Genomic DNA, 16,270 nt, shown 5'->3' on the forward strand with positions numbered 1-16,270 from the left:
CGTTCGGCTAGGCCTTCGGTTTGCCGCCGTCTTCCGGGCGGTTCTCGTCGTTGGCCGGACCGTCGTCGTCGGCCGCCGGTTCCTGGCCGGACGCGGTTGACTCCCCAGCGTCCTCGTCGGACTTTGCAGCGTCCTCCGACTTTGCAGGGCCCTCGGCGTCCGTGGCGTCGGTGCCGGCGGGCTCGTCGAAACCTCCGTTGAGCAGCTTCTGCAGGGCGTCATCCACTTCGCTGTCGCTGGCTTCGGCCAGTTTCCGGCGTTCGCTGAAGCCCTGCGGATCGTCCAAGTCCTCTGCCGTGGGCAGCAGGTCGGGGTGGTGCCAGACGGCGTCGCGGCCGTCCACGCCTCGCTCGGCCTTGAGCGAAGCCCAGAGCGTGGCGGCCTCGCGGAGCCGGCGCGGCCGCAGTTCGAGGCCCACGAGGGAGGAGAACGCGTGCTCCGCGGGACCGCCGGTGGCCCGGCGCCGCCGGGCGGTTTCACGCAACGCAGCGGCGGAGGGCAGCAGCTTCTCGGTCGCTCCCCAGGTGAGTTCGTCCACCCAGCCCTCCACCAGGGCAAGGGCCGTCTCCAGCTTTTCGAGGGCCTGCTCCTGGGCGGGCGTGCGCTGCGGCATGAAGACACCCTGCGAGAGCGCCTCTTGGATGCCCTCGGGGTTGCTGGGATCGATCTCCCGGGCGAGTTCTTCGATCTTGGACGTGTCGATGTGGATACCGCGGGCGTAGGCCTCGATCGCGCCGAGCAGATGTCCGCGCAGCCAGGGGACCTGAACGAAGAGGCGGGCGTGCGCCGCCTCGCGCACTGCGAGGAACAGGCGGATGTCGTTCTCCGGCAGGCTGAGGCCCTCACCGAACTTCGCCACGTTGGCCGGCAGGAGCGCCATTTCGAGGTCTGCCAGGGGCACGCCGATGTCCGTCGAGCTGACTACCTCAGCCGAGAGTGCGCCGATCGCCTGGCCAAGCTGCATGCCGAAGATCGCCCCGCCCATGTTTTGGATCATCGAGGAGGCGCCGCCCATCATGGACTTCATTTCCTCGGGCATCTGCTCGGTCATGGCGGTGGAGAGCGCGTTGGCAATGCTGTTGGCCACGGGCTCGGTCAGCCGCTTCCATGTCCCGAGGGTTTCCTCGACCCACTCGGCCCTGGACCACGCCCGGCCGATCAGTCCCGTGGCCGGAAGCCCGGTGACCTGGTCGAGCCAGAGCTCGGCCAGCCGGAGGGCCTCATCGACCTCCCGCGACTGGTGGGCGGTGACCGAGGGATCGGAGCCGCTGGCGGCCACCCGCCTGGCATTCTCATGCGCCAGCTGCCAGTTCACGGGCCCTTCCGAGGGGGCGCTCATCATCGCCTGCACCTGGGAGAACATCTGGGCCAGGAGGTTTGGATCGTCCGGGAGGCCGGCGGCCTTGGCGAGTTCGGTTGGGTCGATATTGCCCATGCCTCGGCCGCCCATCAGGTTCTTGAGCATTTCGGCCAAGGGATCCTTGGGTTCCTCGTCGCCATTGGACGGATTGAGTGGGTTGGAGGTCATGATCCCGCCGATCGTCGGTGTGGCTGCTTCTCAACTTCACGGTACCCCTCGGCAAGAGTGGCTGTCTGCCGAAACCGCGCCACGTTCGCTGTAGGCAAAGAGCGCTCCGGGGTGCCAAGCGCGTAGGCTTGGAAGTTGGAATATTTGCACGCGGCAGCCTCGGGTTAGGCTGCGGCCCTGGTGCGTGGTCGCGGTGTCCTCGCAGGCTTGTCCTGTCGGGGCCGCCGCCCTCGTGCCGGCACGGAGAGGTCGTTCAATGACAATCACCCAAGGTGAGCAGCCCGCCAGCGACCCAGCATCCGGCCCGGTCCGGGGGCGAAGGGCGCGTCTGGCAGGAAGGGGCGGCCAGCGGCAGCGTGACAACCGGTCATCAGCGATGCTGGTCTCGGGGCTGCTGGCCGTGGCCCTCGGCATCACTGCAGTGAGCCTGCCCGTGCCCTACGTGGTCGAGTCTCCCGGCCCCACCTTCAACACAATCGGTCAGGACAACGGCAAACCGGTCATCAGCGTCAGCGGTCACGAGACATTCCCTGCCAAAGGCAGCCTGGATCTCACCACTGTCTACGTCGACGGCGGTCCCAACGGTCCCGTCAGCGTCTTCGAGGCGTTTTCGGCATGGCTCAACGGGACCAAGGCCGTCTACCCGCAGGAGCTGCTGTTCCCGACCGGCGTCACCAAGGAGCAGTCCCAGCAGGAGAGCGCGACGGCGATGACCACCTCCCAGGAGAACGCCGTCGCCTCCGCACTGAAGGAACTGAATATTCCGTTTGGGCAGAAGATGCAGGTGGCCGGCCTCCCGGACGACTCCGCCTCGAAGGGACTGCTGCAGGCAGGGGACGTTCTGGTCTCCATCAATGACAAGCCCATCACTGCCCTCGCCGTCGTTCAGGCGGAACTGGCCGCCGGCAACGGCAAACCCGTCAAGGTCATCGTGGAACGCGCCGGCGGCCGGGTGCCTGTCACCATCACTCCGGCCAAAAACAGCGCGGGCCGTTACATCCTCGGCGTCTTGCTGCAGTACAAGTTCACCTTCCCGTTCAACGTCACCATCTCGCTCGACAAAGTTGGCGGCCCCAGCGCGGGCATGATGTTCGCGCTTGGCATCATTGACACCGTCACCCCGGGGGACCTGACCGGCGGTAAGCACGTCGCGGGGACCGGAACCATCACCCCGGACGGTGCCGTGGGACCCATCGGCGGGATCGCCCAGAAAATGCTGGGGGCGCGGTCCGGCGGGGCCACGTTGTTCCTGGCCCCGGCAGCCAACTGCGACGACGTCCTGGGCCACATCCCAGACGGCCTGCAAGTGGTCCGGGTGGAGAACCTCACCGAGGCCCGCAAAGCGGTTGAACTGGCCGCGTCAGGCGGCGACACATCGGGCCTTCCGGTATGCACTAGCAACTAGACTGGCCGCGGAACTAAGCGCCGGCCCCACTCGTGGCATTAGTGACGGCCGCCGCCGTCCCTCGGGGACCCTGCTGCAGGGCCCTGACGGAACGGCAGCGGCGGCCGTTAGAATGCATCAACCCTGCAGTACCGGCACTTAGTCGCCCGACTGAGTCACAGCAGCGACTAATAACTAAAAATCAGCAGTAGACGACCAGCTATGAGGTACCGAGTTTGTCCCGTCCCGCCAGCCCTGTCCCGCCCGGAAGACCCCAGACACGACGCGGCGCCCTGACGCCGACGCTGATCATCGTGGCCCTGATCGTGGTCGGATTCATTTTCTTCGCCAATGTCTGGACGGATGTCCTCTGGTACCAGCAGCTGGGCTTCTTCGAAGTGTTCGTGACCGAGAACCTGGCCAGGATCGGGATCTTCATGACAGGTTTCGCCGTCATGTTCGCCGCCGTCTTCTTCGCCATCCGGATTGCCTACCATGCGCGGCCGGTGTATGCCCCCGACTCGGAAATCCGGGACAACCTGAACCGCTATCAGGCCCAGCTCGAACCCGTCCGGCGCGTCGTGATGGTGGGGCTTCCCATTCTGTTTGGCCTGTTCGCCGGCAGCGCCGCCGCCAGCCAGTGGCAGAAAGTGCTCCTGTTCCTGAACCAGGAGCCCTTCGGCCAGAATGATCCGCAGTTCGGCCTGGACATCAGCTTCTACCTCATGACCCTTCCGTTCCTCGGCTTCGTCACCGGGTTCCTCATCAGCGTCACAGTGGTCGCTGGCCTCGCCGGCATCCTCACGCACTACCTCTACGGCAGCATCCGGATCATGGAACGCGGGATCTTCACCAGCCGCGCCGCCCAGATCCACCTGGCTGTCACGGGTGCTGCCTTCCTGCTGCTGATGGGCGTCAACTTCTGGCTGGACCGCTATTCCACCGTGCAGAACAACGGCGGACGCTGGGCCGGTGCGCTGTACACGGACGTGAACGCCGTCATACCGACCAAGGCCATCCTCGCCGCGGCCGCGGCGATCGTTGCCGTGCTGTTCATCGTCGCCGCGGTGATCGGCAAGTGGCGTCTGCCGGTGATCGGCACCGCGATGCTCATCATCACGGCCATCCTGGCCGGTGGCGTCTACCCGTGGGTCATCCAGCAGTTCCAGGTCCGGCCCTCGGAGCAGACGCTGGAGAACGAATTCATTAAACGGAACATCGCAATGACCCGCGCCGCCTACGGCCTGGATAAGGTCCAGGAAAAGCGGTACAACGCCACCACTACCGCCGCCTCCGGTGCGCTGGCCCCCGATGCGCAGACCACCGCCAACATCCGTCTGCTCGATCCGAACCTGATCTCGGATGCGTTCTCGCAGCTGGAACAGTACCGGCCCTACTACCAGTTCCCCAGCGCCCTGAATGTGGACCGCTACCAGATTGACGGCAAGGTCCAGGACACCGTCATCGCCGTCCGTGAACTCAACCCGGACGGGCTGGCAACGAACCAGCAGTCCTGGCTGAACCGGCACGTGGTCTACACGCACGGCTATGGCGTCGTCGCGGCCAAGGGCAATAAGTTCACCGTGGACGGCAAACCGGACTTCCTGCAGTCGGGCATCCCGTCCACCGGCGCGCTCGGCAACGATTCGACCTATCAGCCCCGCGTCTACTTCGGCCAGGACTCGCCCGACTACTCGATCGTGGGCGCCCCTGCCGGTGCCCCGCACCGCGAGCAGGACCGGCCGGCGGCCAAGGAAGGCGACGGCGAAACCCAGTACACCTTCACCGGCAACGGCGGCCCGAACGTCGGCAGCTTCTTCAACAAGATCCTCTACGCGGTCAAGTTCCAGTCCTCTGACCTGCTGCTTTCCGACGGCGTGAACGCCGAGTCCCAGATCCTCTACGACCGCAACCCGCGGGACCGCGTCGAAAAGGTAGCGCCCTACCTGACCGTGGACGGCAATCCCTATCCCGCCGTCGTCGACGGCAGGGTGAAGTGGATCGTGGACGGGTACACCACCAGCCCGTACTTCCCGTACTCGCAGCAGGAGCAGCTCTCCGCGGCGACGGCCGACTCACAGACCGCCGCGAATCGGACCGTAGCCCTGCCGAACAGTTCGGTGAACTACATCCGCAACTCGGTCAAGGCCACCGTGGATGCCTATGACGGCTCTGTGACGCTGTACGCCTGGGATGACCAGGACCCGGTACTGAAGGCCTGGCAGAAAGTCTTCCCCACGTCGGTGAAGCCCTATTCGGAGATGTCCGGTGCGCTCATGAGCCATGTGCGGTACCCGGAGGACCTGTTCAAGGTGCAGCGCGAGCTTCTCGGCCGCTACCACGTGACCAACCCGGACAGCTTCTACACCAACATTGACGCCTGGTCCGTTCCCAACGACCCCACCGTCAAGGACGAGGTCAAGCAGCCGCCGTACTACATGTCACTGAAGATGCCCGACCAGGATAAGCCGGCGTTCCAGTTGACGTCGTCGTTCATCCCGCAGGTGGTCAACGGCAACGCCCGCAACGTGCTCTACGGCTTCCTGGCCGCGGACTCGGACGCCGGCAACAAGAAGGGCGTCAAGGCGGACAGCTACGGCCAGCTCAGGCTCCTGCAGATTCCGCCGGAGACCCAGGTCCCGGGCCCGGGCCAGGCGCAGAACAAGTTCAACTCCGACCCCACGGTTTCGCAGGCCCTCAACCTGCTGCGCCAGGGTGCGTCGGCGGTGCTCAACGGCAACCTCCTGACCTTGCCGGTCGGCGGCGGCATGGCGTACGTCCAGCCCGTCTATCTGCGGTCCACCGGTGAAACCTCCTACCCGACGCTGCAGCGCGTCCTCGTGGCATTCGGCGACAAGATCGGGTTCGCGCCTACGCTGGACGAGGCACTAAACCAGCTGTTCGGCGGAAATTCGGGGGCCGCGGCGGGGGACTCGGCGAACAAGGGACAAACGCCGGCCACACCCGCCCCCGGGGGCACTCCGGCAGCGCCTGGCACCACCGACGCGAAGGCACAACTGAAGGCCGCTTTGGACGAGGCCAACGCCGCGATCAAGGCCGGCCAAGCCGCCCTCGCGAAGGGCGACTTCGCGACCTATGGTGAGCAGCAGAAGAAACTGTCTGCCGCCTTGCAGAAGGCGCTTGAGGCCGAAGCGAAGCTGGAAACCCCGGCCTCCCCGGCGGGCACCGCCTCGCCGTCGGCCACACCGTCGGCCACTCCGTCGGCGACAGCGGGCAGCTAACGCTTCGCTGCCGTCCAACGCGGCGCTAGGGCCAAGCACAGGCTGTGCGCGGTCGACAGGCCGGGTTTGCCCTCTCCGGAGAGAGGCCAAGCCCGGCTTGTGGCGTAGACGGGCCGGCCTCGGTCTGCGCGGCTTTGGCCGGGAAGCCCCGGTGAACCCGGGCAGAAGCCCGTGGCGGCGAGATGCACATCACGTCACCCCGATTTGGCCTCAAGTTCACCGGCAGGTAGAGTTGATCTTGCGACGCGGGGTGGAGCAGTTCGGTAGCTCGCTGGGCTCATAACCCAGAGGTCACAGGTTCAAATCCTGTCCCCGCAACTGGAGAAAAGGTCCGGAACACTGGAAACAGTGTTCCGGACCTTTTGCTTTAAGCGCCGGGGGGCGACCCGACCCCGTGACCTGGACGCGACGGACACGACCTGGACATGGACTGGGCTGGACGGGACTGGACCCGGTTGGGGGACGTGGTCAGGGCGGCCCGGGAACTAGGGTAGAGTTGATCAAGCGACGCGGGGTGGAGCAGTTCGGTAGCTCGCTGGGCTCATAACCCAGAGGTCACAGGTTCAAATCCTGTCCCCGCAACCAGGGAACACCAGCAGTACACAGAAAGGCCCGGATCTGACTTGGATTCTAGGGGTCGTTGCAACACCTGTTGGTTAGGTGATTAGTAGTAAATCACGCAGACGCTCGGCTGGAGTATTCCAGCCGAGCGTTTTGCGTGGGCGTCCGTTGAGCTCCTGCGCGACGTGTTCGAGGTCTTCAGGGCCGTAGACGGACAGGTCGGTGCCCTTGGGGAAGTACTGGCGCAGCAGCCCGTTGGTGTTTTCGTTCGAGCCGCGTTGCCAGGGGCTGGCGGGGTCGCAGAAATAGACGGGCATGTCGGTGGCAAGGGTCAATGATCGGTGGGTGGCCATTTCCGCGCCCTGGTCCCAGGTCAGGGAGCCTCGCAGGTGCGCCGGCAGGGTGGCCATGGTCTTGACGAGTCCGTCGCGGACGGTTTCGGCGGTGTGGTCATGTGGCAGGTGGACGAGCATCACGTAGCGGGTGGTGCGTTCGACCAGGGTCGCGATCGCTGATTGGTTGTAGGCGCCGGTGATGAGGTCCCCTTCCCAATGGCCTGGCACGGCGCGGTCCTCGATCTCGGGCGGGCGCTCGGAAATCATGATCATCGGGTCCACGAACCTGGGGGTGCGTTGCTCGCCGGTGCGGTGGGGTTTGCGGCGGGTCCGGCCGGTGCGCAGCGCGGCCTGTATTTCGCGTTTGAGTCCCCCTCTGGCCTGGACGTAGAGGGCTTGATAGATCGTCTCTGGGCTCACACGCATCTCCGGGGTTGTCGGGGAACTCTTCGACCAGCGTGTGGCTGATCTGCTCCGGAGACCAGCGTATGAGCAGCTTGTCCTTCACGTAGTCGCGCAGGTCCGAGTCGCCAGCGAGCTTGGCCGTCTTGGGCCGCGCCCGCCGGGCGGCAGCCTTCCGATGAGCCCCGTGGGGCAGGTATCCCATCCGGGGATCGGTATTCCTGGCCAGCTCGCGGCTGATCGTTGAAGGCGAGCGGCCAAGGGTGTGGGCGATTGCCCTGATCGAAGTGCCAGCGGCGTGCAGATCCCGGATCAGCTCCCGTTCCTGCACGCTCAGGAACCGCGGATCGATATATTTCTCCAACGCTGATACCGGTACGGGGGCCAGGGTCGTTCCGGTCGTCCCGGCGGGAGGGGCCATGGTGGTCACACCACGTTTGTAGCCGACGATTCGGCCATCCGGGTAAATGCGTCGGCCGCCGGACTTACGGATTCCTTGGTCCCACTCTTCGGCGGTCCGGAGATGTATCCCGACCGCTGCGGCAGCTTTCCGCCGACTCACGCCGGTCTTGCGCAGCCGGATGTACTCCTCCCGCCCTGGGTGAGGACCCGTCCCCGTTTTGCCATGGCTTTTCAGCCCGGCCTTACGGACCCAACCGGCACACGTTGCGGGATTCAATCCCAACTCCCGTGCGGCCTGCGACGTGCTCTTGACGCGGTCGAACACGACGAAGAACTCAGCCTTCTGTGCAGGCGTGTATTTCCTCTGGTCCGCTTCCCGATTCCGTGGGACCCGCTCAGGGAGCCGAGATTTATGGACCCATTGGTAGCACGTCATCTGATTGAAGCCGAGCTCCGCCGCGGCTGCGCTGACACTCCCACACCGGTCCAGCACCGAGAAGAACTGGTCCTTCTGCTCCGGCGTGTATTTCCTCCGGCCTGATGTTTCCTCGGTTAAAAACGACACGGTCGTTGCAACTCCCAAAAATTCTGGGTGTTGCAACGACCGCTAGAACCCGCCTGATGATCCGGGCCTTTCCTGTTGCCGCTGCTGACGCCTACCCCGGGGGCGGCGCAATCCGGGCCCGGCCCTGCCGGCCCCCGGCCGGCCGTCAGCCATCCTTGAGCCGCTGATAGGTCGCCAGTGCACGCGCCCGGGACTCGGCAAGGTCCACGATGGGTGCGGGGTAGCCGGTGGCCGCGCCGGTGGCCTTCCAGGGCTCGTGGACGGCTTTGTCGTCCAGCGCGGCGAGCTCGGGAATGTACCCGCGCAGGTATCGTCCGGCGGCGTCGAACTTCTTGCTCTGCGTGACCGGGTTGAAGATCCGGAAATACGGCGAGGCGTCGGCCCCCGAGCCCGCGACCCACTGCCAGTTGGCCGGGTTGCTCGCGGCGTCGGCATCCACCAGCGTGTCCCAGAACCAAGCCTCGCCCAGCCGCCAGTCGGCCAGCAGGTTCTTCACCAGGAAGGACGCGGCCGCCATCCGCACGCGGTTGTGCATCCAGCCCGTCTGCCAGAGCTGGCGCATGCCCGCATCCACCATCGGGTAGCCGGTGCGGCCCTGCTGCCAGGCTCCCAGCTCGGCGCCCGATGCCGGCTGCCACTCGAAGCGGTCGAACTCCGGCCGGTAGTTCCGCGTCGCCAGGTCCGGATTCTCGTAGAGCAGCTGCCAACAGAATTCCCGCCAGCCAAGTTCGGAACGGAAGATCCCGACGTCGGCCGGCGCCCCTGGCGCAAAGCTGTCACGCAGCGTGTGCCAGATCCGGAAGGGACTGATTTCGCCAAATCGCAGATGCGGGGAGAGCCGGCTGGTACCTTCGACGCCGGGGACGTCGCGGCCGGTGCCATATTCTGCCGCCGGTCCGTCCACGAAATCCATGAGCCGGCTGTAGGCGCCGGCTTCTCCCGGCGTCCAGGTGCCGGCCAGACCGGAGCTCCAGTCGGGATCACGGGGGAGCAGGCCCCAGCCTTCGAGGGTTTCGCTCGCCGGCAGGCTGCCGCTGCGCGTGCGTGCCGGGGCCGGCAGCTGGTCCGGGGCATCCAGCGGCTGCCGGGGCTCGGTACCGGCCAGGCAGGCCTTCCAGAACGGCGTGAAGACCTTATAAGGACCCCCGCCGCCGGTCCGCACGGTCCACGGCTCGAACATGAGGTTTGCCTGGAAGCTCGTGGCGCTGATGCCTTCCTCGGTGGCCCAGCTCTTCAGGCCGGCGTCGACCGTGCGTTCGGGCCCGCCGTAGCGGCGGTTCCACAGGAGCGTGTCGGCCGACGTTTCCAGCGCGAGGTCCTGGATGATCCGGGCGGCCGGGCCGCGGCGGAGCACCAGCCGCGAGCCGGTGGCCTCCAGCGCGACGGCGAGCCCGGCCAAGGAATGGTGGAGCCACCACTTCACCGCTCCGCCCAGTGGCCGGATGCCGGGCGACTCCTCATCCAGGACATAGACGACGGTCAGGGGTGTGTGCAGGGCGGCGGCCTCCGCCAGTGCCGGATTGTCATCCAGCCGGAGGTCGTCGCGGAGCCAGACAAGGGTCGCAGACATGGATCCACGGTACACGGGCGGCCGCCGGCACGGCCCCCTGCACGGTGCAATATACGGTGCAATAAAGGGCACAGGAAGGGCCGGGATCCGGCGGGCGAACCTGTGTCAGGCTCACCCGCCAGAGCCCGGCCCCTGGGTATGGACCGTGCGTCCGAAGTTTGCGCCCGGACCAGCGGAAGCTGCCGGGCAGGTTGGTCAGAGCTTGTCGAAATCGGCCTCGTCTACCGTGGATTCGGACTCAGCGCTCTTGTCGCCGGTGCCGATGGCGGCGGGGGAGCCGCCGGACTTCAACGCTGCCAGCCGGGCTTCGATCTCGGTCTGCTCGCCCAGATCTTCCAGCGAGTTGAACTGGGCGTCCAGACTGGAGGCAGCGAGTTCCTGCTGGCCACGGACCTTGGCTTCTTCGCGGCGGATCTTCTGTTCGAAGCGTCCCACCTCGGACGTGGGGTCCATGATGTTGATGCTCTTGAGGGCGTCATGGACCTGGCTCTGGGCTGCCACGGTCTTGGACCGGGCCACCAGCTCATTGCGCTTGCTGGTCAGCTCATTGAGCTTGCCCTTCATCTGGTCAAGGCCCTGCTTGAGCTTGTCCACCACCTCGGTCTGGGACGCGATGCTAGGCTCGGCGGCCCTGGCCTCGTTCTCCGAGCCCATTTGGCGCTGCAGCGCAACCTTTGCCAGGTTGTCGAACTTCTCCGCGTCGCCCACGTCGCCCTTGGCGCGGTATTCGTCGGCTTTGCGCGACGCGGCGAGGGCCTTTTTGCCCCAGTCCTGGGCATTGCGGACGTCCTCGTTGTAGTCGTCCTGGAGCATGCGCAGGTTGCCGATGGTTTGGGCCACGGCGGACTCGGCCTCCGCGATGTTGTTCGTGTAGTCGCGGACCATCTGGTCCAGCATTTTCTGCGGATCCTCGGCCTGGTCCAGCAACGAGTTGATGTTTGCCTTCGCCAGCTGCGCCATGCGGCCGAAAATGGACTGCTTAACCATGGTGTTACCTTTCGTCCTGCTCCGTTGTCTCACTGGTTCCAGTGATCGATGGTGTTTCGCATCTATCCGCTGTCCGGTCCGTTGCGGCCGGCGCGTGGTCTGTACCGTTCCCGTCACTGTTTCCCGTCGCTGTTTCCCGTCCGGGGGCCGGCTGCAGGCTAGAAACTGCCCGAGTCGCCGCCGCCGAAGTCTCCGCCGCCGCCAAAGTCGCCGCCGCCACCCCAGCCTCCGCCGGAATCGTCGCCGCCCCAGCTGCCTCCGCCGCCGCCCCAGCCTCCGCCGCCTCCGCCGTGGAGGATCGAGTTGATGAGGATTCCGCCGAGGATCGCGCCGCCGAGGCCGCCTCCACCGCTGCCGCCGAACATCCCGCCACGGCCGTAGCCCTGGTTGGCATAGCCGCCGAACTGGTCAACATCGGACTGGGCCAGCTGCGCGGCCTGCGCCGCCAGCGCGTAGGCCTGCTGCGCATACTGCAGCGCGGTGACAGGGTCGGTGCGGGAGATGGAGAGCGCATAGTCCAGGTTCCGCTGGGCTTCCGCCAGGCGTGTGCGGGCATCGGTGCCAACGCCTCCGCGGCGGGCGGTGATGTAGTCCGACGTCGCGCTGATCTGGGCCTGGGCCGACATGATGCTCTGCTGCAGCGAGGCCTGGGCGCGGCGCGCCTGTTCCTGCTGGTCGCGGATTCCGCCCAGGGACTGGTCCAGTGTCTGGTGCGCCGTTTCGACCCGTTCCAGGGTGGCGATGGGGTCGATCTTGCCGCCTTGAATTTCCGCCTTGACTTGGGCGAGCGCCGCTTCCACGGCGGCCACCGGGCCGGAGAGCTCAGGATGGGCGCCGGACTGGAGCATCGCCTTCGCCTGCGCCAGGTCCTGGGCGGTGTCGACGACGGCGGTTTCCAGGCCGTTGCGCGCCTCGTCGAGGCTGCCGGCCACCTTGGTGATGGCCCCGATCAGCACGTTCGTCTGGTGCAGGCTTTCCTCGGCCGCGCGCACGGCCACCGCGGCAAGGCTGTTCTCGCCCGCGGCGAGCTTTTCCTTCGCCGCAGTCGAGGCGTTCTGCACGAATTCGAGGCGTTCCTTGGCCTGGTTGATGTTGTCCGCAACCTGGACCAGGGCGCTCTCGGCGTATTTGGCGCGCAGATCCGTCAGCGACTGTTCGGCGCTGGCAATCTTTGCCTCCGCATCCGCGGCTCCGGCGCCGACGGCGGCGAGGGCCTGCGGGGCGTTCTTTTCCAGCTCCCGGAGGGAATCGAAGTCCGCCTTCTGCTCCTGCAGGGAGGCCAGGGCGGCCTCGGAGCGGCGGATAATTTCGCCGAGCCAGCTCCGTTGCTGCTCCTCGGTGTCGGGGATGTGGTCGTCGAGCTGCTGCTGCAGCTTGAACGACTCCGTCATGTGGCCCTTGGCCTCCTGCAGCGCCTTAGTGAAATTACCCACCGCGGAGTCACCGTATTGGGCCTGGGCGAATCCCAGTTCCTGCTCGCTGGACTTGATCGCGTCATCGGCCTCGATCAGCAGCGAATCGCTCTTCCGGCGCAGCTCGGCCACGCTGAGGCCCGCCAGCGGATCCGCCTCCGCACCCTGTGGCCCGTAGGAGGCCCCGGCACCCTGGCCGGCCTTTTTCCGGCGGTTGCGGAAGTACAGATAGGCGCCGCCACCTGCCGCGGCCACGACGCCGACGCCCACCAGCACGGCGCTGCCGGCTCCGGCGCCGGATGGCACCGTGCCGCTGCCGCCGGACGCGGCGTCGCCCACCGCAGCTGCGGTATCAATGGCCGCCTGCGCGAAATCGCGCTTTCCGCCGGCCAGGTTCGGAACGATGGCGTTCTGGGTGATGTTGGACGTCTTGGAGTAGATGGCGCTGGCCGAGTTGGGGGAGAAGTAGTAGTGGCCGTCATCGGACATGGTCAGGATGACGTCGGCCTTGCCCATGCCCTTGTTGGTCGCGACGGCGCGGGCCCACTCCTTGGGATCGGCCGGATTCTCGAACGTCTTTGCCGTGATGACATAGAGGTTGTACTTGTGGTCCTTCAGGAGCTTCTGGATGGCGTCCTGGACTTCGGCCTTGCGGCCGCCGAGCACGTTCGCGCTGTCCACAATGTTCTGCCCGGACGGAATGGTCACCGGATCTTCGGCCAAGGCTGGAGCGGCGGGGAGCGCCAGCAATCCAGCGACGCCAAGGACGGCGAGGAAACGATTCAACTTAGACCGCATGTGCAACCCTTCAGCACTTCTGGGACCGGTTCGGTCGAACCAGCCGTCACAGAAAGCAGCAGCGCCCCCACGCAGATGTAAAGCCGCAGGTCGCTGTGGCATTTCCATTTGATTCTATGGTGCACCCAAATGGCAGTCCACTTAGGGGAATATGCCACCAGCGAAACGCGCCTAAACTGGGAAAAACAGGCCCGCAGGCCGCAAACTATCCGTTCAGGAACCTCCCAGCAAATGTCCGCTCTAGTGTCAGCCTGAGCGTCCATAGTGATAGGCAGACGAGGATGAAAGGAAGTCTCATGACTGAGAACCCAGTGCCGGGTGCGTCACCGGAGCCGACACAACAGAACCGGGGATCCGCTGGGCAGCAGGCGGGCTCGCCGGAGCAGACGCATGCTGTGAGCGCGCCTGAAACGGCATCCGGAAGCCCGGCCCCCGAAAGCCCGGCGCCCGAGAATCCGACCCTCCGGTTGGACCGCGCCGAGGACGGAGCACCACGTCCGGTCTACCAGCAGCAGCCCTCCGCCGCGGACACCCGGCAGTTCGGCGCTCCCGCCCAACACACCGGCCAGTACGGCGGGTTCTCCCAGGCCGGCCAGGGTCAGGGCCAACCCGCCCAGCCCTCCCACCCGCCCTATGGCCAGTCCCACTACGGCCAGTCCCAGTACGGAGGCCCCTCCGGTGCCAACTCCGGCGGCCAGCCGCCGTCGGGTCCGTCCTATCCTTCCGGCGCGGGCTTTGCGAACAACCCGGCGCACGCCCCTAAGCGCAAGGCGGCGTTCGGTGTCCCGACCCTCGTGGCCAGCATCGTGGCTGCCGGCCTGATCGGCGGCGGCGTGGTGGCAGGCAGCAATGCGCTGCTGTTGGACCGTTCCCCGGCCGCCGCCACGAGCGACACGACCCAGGCCGGTCCGGTGATCGTCAACAACAGGGAAGACGTCAACGCCATCACCGCCGCCGCGCTCAAGGCATCCCCCAGCGTGGTGACCATCAAGGCAACCAGCGGCAGCGACGGCGGCACCGGCAGCGGGATCATCCTCGACGCCGAGGGCCACGTGCTGACCAACACCCACGTGGTCACTCTCGACGGCAAAACCGCGAACGCCACGATGGAGGTCCGGACGAGCGACGGCAAGGTCTACTCCGCGAAGATCGTCGGTACCGACCCGCTGTCCGACCTCGCCGTGATCAAGATCGACAATCCCTCGGGACTGGTCCCGGCAACGCTGGGTGACTCGGGCAAGCTGAACGTCGGGGACACCGCCGTCGCCATCGGATCGCCGCTGGGACTCACCGGCACAGTCACGGACGGCATCGTCTCGACCCTGAACCGGACCATCAGTGTGGCATCCTCGGCTGCGCCGAAGAACGGTGCGGACAACTCCCAGGGCGGGGACCAGGGCTTCCAGTTCGCGCCCCCAGGCGGTGGCGAGACCCAGAGCACCGCGGATCAGGGGTCCATCTCGATCAACGTCATCCAGACGGACGCGGCCATCAACCCGGGCAACTCCGGTGGCGCGCTGGTGAACACCAAGGGCGAAGTCATCGGCGTGAACGTCGCGATCGCCTCTGCCGGTGGCGACGCAGCCAGCGGAAGCAGCAGCGGCAACATCGGTGTGGGCTTCAGCATCCCCATCAACAACGCCAAACGCGTGGCCCAGGAGATCATCAGCTCCGGCAAAGCCACGCACGCGCAGTTCGGCGTGAGCGTGAAGCCCAAGGCCGCCGGTTCGTCCTCCTCCGGCTTCTCGGTGGGCGCGGAGGTCGCGACTGTCGAGTCCGGATCGGCCGCTGACAAGGCCGGCATCAAGGTCGGCGACGTCGTAACGAAGTTCCAGAACCTGACCATCAGCGATCCCAACCAGCTGACCGCAGCAGTGCGGGAACAGCCCGCCGGGGCCACGGTCAAGGTGACGGTCCTGCGCGGGGGCCAGCTAAAGGACCTCGACGTGACCCTCGGGACTGCGGCCGAGCAGTAGAAGCGCAGGGCAAGGCAAGGCAGAAGTTAGGAAGGCCGGGCGCACCGAACGGTGCGGCCCGGCCTTTCTGTGCCCCGCGTTTCCGTGCCTGGCCCTGCTGAAGGGGGACCCTGCTGACGAGGGCCGGTCGGCGGGGCGGGAGCTGACACAGGCGTTAACCGTGGCCGCGCTGCCCGGCAGCTATGTGGTTAGCTAGGAACAGCCCGGGTTCCGGGTGTTCCGTGGCCATGACCCCGCAGGGGCGGCTATCCACCCGCATGGAAGGCTGCTGTAGACACAGTGGAAGAAACTCTGAAAATCATTGTGCTGGTCAAGCACGTGCCGGATGCGCAGTTCGACCGCCACCTCACCGGTGAGGCCAGCACGGTGGACCGCTCCGAGAGCATCCTGTCCGAACTGGACGAATACGCCCTGGAGGCGGCGCTGCAGCTGAGCGAGGCCCGCGGCGGAGAAGCGGCCGGCAACAAGGTCATCGCCCTGAGCATGGGGCCGGCCGGGGCCGTCAACGCGGTGAAGAAATCCCTCCAGATCGGCGCCACCGAAGGCGTGCACCTCAGCGACGAGGCCCTTGCCGGTTCGGATGCCGCGGCCACCTCGTTGGCGCTGGCCGCCGCAATCCGCCACTTGGGCGCGGACGCCCCCGCGGACCTCGTCCTCACCGGCATGGCCTCCACGGACGGCGAGACCTCGCTGGTCCCGGCACAGCTCGCTGAGCGGCTGGGGCTCCCGCAGATAACTTTTGCCGCGTCGCTGGAGCTCGACGCCGGCAAGCTCACCGCCCGCCGCGATGGCGACACCCACGCGGACACCATTGAGGCCGAACTGCCGGCCGTCGTTTCCGTCACCGACCAGATCAATGATCCCCGGTACCCGAACTTCAAGGGCATCATGGCGGCGAAGAAGAAAACCATCACCACGTTGAGCCTTGCCGACATCGGCGTCGATGCGGCCCAGGTGGGTAAGTCCGGTTCCTGGACCGCCGTCGAGACCGCAGAGGCCCGCCCGCCGCGCACGGCCGGCACCATCATCACCGACGAAGGCGACGCCGGCATCCAGCTGGTTGAGTTCCTGGCCGCCCAGAAGCTGCTCTAAAGGGGATTATCCGAAC

At 66.4% G+C, this 16,270-nt stretch carries 8 protein-coding genes, 2 tRNA genes and 1 pseudogene; 6 read left to right on the forward strand and 5 right to left on the reverse strand.

Annotation, left to right across the window (positions count from 1 at the left end; all coding sequences use genetic code 11):
* Positions 1–7 precede the first annotated feature (7 nt).
* On the reverse strand, positions 8–1,528 hold the full coding sequence (locus BLQ10_RS04815) for a zinc-dependent metalloprotease (protein WP_091559068.1): 1,521 nt from the start codon (positions 1,526–1,528) through the stop codon (positions 8–10).
* A 256-nt stretch (positions 1,529–1,784) separates the two neighbouring features.
* On the opposite strand from BLQ10_RS04815, the gene BLQ10_RS04820 reads away from it, so the two are divergent.
* The 4 genes from BLQ10_RS04820 to BLQ10_RS04835 all read left to right on the forward strand — a co-directional run bounded on the left by BLQ10_RS04820 (position 1,785) and on the right by BLQ10_RS04835 (position 6,739).
* Positions 1,785–2,933 carry a YlbL family protein gene (locus BLQ10_RS04820; RefSeq protein ID WP_091559070.1) on the forward strand — a complete coding sequence of 383 codons (1,149 nt, stop codon included), beginning with the start codon at positions 1,785–1,787 and terminating at the stop codon, positions 2,931–2,933.
* Positions 2,934–3,148: 215 nt separating this feature from the next.
* On the forward strand, positions 3,149–6,154 hold the full coding sequence (locus tag BLQ10_RS04825) for a UPF0182 family membrane protein (RefSeq protein ID WP_091559073.1): 3,006 nt from the start codon (positions 3,149–3,151) through the stop codon (positions 6,152–6,154).
* A 244-nt stretch (positions 6,155–6,398) separates the two neighbouring features.
* Positions 6,399–6,472: transfer RNA gene (locus BLQ10_RS04830), tRNA-Met, on the forward strand.
* Positions 6,473–6,662: 190 nt separating this feature from the next.
* Positions 6,663–6,739, forward strand: a tRNA-Met gene (locus BLQ10_RS04835).
* A gap of 71 nt (positions 6,740–6,810) precedes the next feature.
* Here BLQ10_RS04835 and BLQ10_RS04840 read toward each other — a convergent pair.
* The 4 genes and pseudogenes from BLQ10_RS04840 to BLQ10_RS04855 all read right to left on the reverse strand — a co-directional run bounded on the left by BLQ10_RS04840 (position 6,811) and on the right by BLQ10_RS04855 (position 13,186).
* Positions 6,811–8,014: pseudogene (locus tag BLQ10_RS04840) on the reverse strand (IS30 family transposase).
* 550 nt (positions 8,015–8,564) lie between these two features.
* Positions 8,565–9,989: a cryptochrome/photolyase family protein gene (locus BLQ10_RS04845; RefSeq protein ID WP_091559075.1), complete on the reverse strand. Its 1,425-nt coding sequence runs from the start codon at positions 9,987–9,989 to the stop codon at positions 8,565–8,567.
* Positions 9,990–10,184: 195 nt separating this feature from the next.
* On the reverse strand, positions 10,185–10,976 hold the full coding sequence (locus BLQ10_RS04850) for a PspA/IM30 family protein (RefSeq protein ID WP_091559078.1): 792 nt from the start codon (positions 10,974–10,976) through the stop codon (positions 10,185–10,187).
* Positions 10,977–11,134: 158 nt separating this feature from the next.
* On the reverse strand, positions 11,135–13,186 hold the full coding sequence (locus BLQ10_RS04855; protein ID WP_091559079.1) for a TPM domain-containing protein: 2,052 nt from the start codon (positions 13,184–13,186) through the stop codon (positions 11,135–11,137).
* Between the two features lie 296 nt (positions 13,187–13,482).
* On the opposite strand from BLQ10_RS04855, the gene BLQ10_RS04860 reads away from it, so the two are divergent.
* Entirely contained in the window at positions 13,483–15,162 is a 1,680-nt protein-coding gene (locus BLQ10_RS04860) for a S1C family serine protease (protein ID WP_091559082.1), read from the forward strand.
* A 291-nt stretch (positions 15,163–15,453) separates the two neighbouring features.
* Positions 15,454–16,254 (forward strand): electron transfer flavoprotein subunit beta/FixA family protein, encoded by an 801-nt coding sequence (locus tag BLQ10_RS04865; protein WP_091559674.1) that lies wholly within the window; start codon positions 15,454–15,456, stop codon positions 16,252–16,254.
* The last annotated feature ends 16 nt before the right edge of the window (positions 16,255–16,270 follow it).

The organism is Arthrobacter sp. ok362, assembly GCF_900102785.1.
Taxonomy (GTDB): Bacteria; Actinomycetota; Actinomycetes; order Actinomycetales; family Micrococcaceae; genus Arthrobacter.